Raw genomic sequence first — 1,333 nt, 5'->3', positions numbered from 1 at the left:
GGCCGCGGATCGGCCACCACCGGGTCCAGCTCAATCATGCTCAGCTCATGGCTCTGGTTGACGGAATGGACTGGAAACGGGTTCGAACGGAGACCGTCAGGCGGCCGCAATCGGTTGGGTAAAACCCTGCGGCATGATGAATCAGGGGCCTGAAAACGCGGGAAAATTGCCCGCGAATATGCTCTGATTTTGGCCATGTCGGCACCCGATCTCGCGCTCCCGGACGACGTTGACGCGCTCAAGGCGATGGTTGTTGCCATGGCCGAAAAAGCCGCCGGTCTGGAAGAGCGTAATGCCGATCTCGAAGCCCACAATACGCATCTCGAGTTGGTCAACAAGAGCGCCGAGGAGCGGATCGCACGACTGACGGCGGTGGTGAAGATGCTGGAGCGGTCGCGCTTCGGCAGCCGCTCCGAAAAAAGGGTTGCGGGCCGGTGCGCTGAGCGAGGAGCAGTACGCTCTGGTCTTCGACGAGATCGAAACCGGCGTGGCGGCCATCCAAGCGCAGATGGAGAAGTCTGCGGGCGGCTCGAAAGCGAAGCGCGCCCCGCGCCCTCGCAAAGGCTTTGCGGCCCATCTCGAACGGGTCGAGGTGGTCATCGAGCCCGAGACGCCTGCTGGCTGCGAAGCGCTGGAAAAGATCCTGATCGGCGAGGACGTCTCCGAACGGCTCGATGTCACCCCGGCGAAGTTCCGGGTGATCGTTACGCGTCGCCCCAAATATGCCTACAAGGGTTGGGACGGCGTCATCCAGGCAGCCGCGCCCGCCCGCATCATCGAAAGCGGCATTCCGACCGAAGCGCTGCTGGCGCAGATCGCGGTGTCGAAATACGCCGATGGCCTGCCGCTCTACCGCCAGGAAGCGATCTATGCCCGCGATCAGGTCGAGATCGACCGGTCACAGATGGCGCAGTGGATGGGCAAACTCGGCTTCGAGCTCGAGCCGCTCGCCGATTACGCACTGGCTCGCATCAAGCAGGGGGAGCGGGTCTTCGCCGATGAGACCACGCTGCCAACGCTGGCGCCGGGATCTGGCAAGGCCAAGACGGCCTACCTCTGGACCTATGTCCGCGATGATCGGCCCTTTGGCGGCAGTGGACCGCCCATCGTCGCCTACCGCTTCGAGGACAGCCGCGCCGGCGAATGTGTCGCCCGTCATCTGGACGGCTATCGCGGCATCCTGCAAGTCGACGGATACGCCGCCTATAACCGGCTGGCCCGATCCGATCGGGGCAATGACGGCGTGATGCTGGCGGCGTGCTGGTCGCACGTGCGGCGCAAGTTCTACGAACTGCATGCCGCAGGCTCCTCCGTTATCGCCTCGCAGACGGTG

1 protein-coding gene and 1 pseudogene are annotated in these 1,333 nt (G+C 64.0%); one reads left to right on the top strand and one right to left on the bottom strand.

Annotated elements, in window-relative coordinates; translation table 11 throughout:
* Positions 1-197 (bottom strand): hypothetical protein (locus NKG60_RS32150; RefSeq protein WP_352976689.1); only part of this gene is annotated, 197 nt, incomplete at its 3' end.
* On the opposite strand from NKG60_RS32150, the pseudogene tnpC reads away from it, so the two are divergent.
* Positions 196-1,333: pseudogene (gene tnpC, locus NKG60_RS32145) on the top strand (IS66 family transposase); the annotation flags it as partial. The gene NKG60_RS32150 and the pseudogene tnpC overlap by 2 nt on opposite strands.

Origin of the sequence: Mesorhizobium sp. M1428 (assembly GCF_040317515.1) — a bacterium.
In the GTDB taxonomy this organism is placed as follows: Bacteria; Pseudomonadota; Alphaproteobacteria; order Rhizobiales; family Rhizobiaceae; genus Mesorhizobium.
The sequence above is the reverse complement of the archived record's forward strand: the minus strand, read 5'-3'. Positions and strand labels throughout refer to the sequence as shown.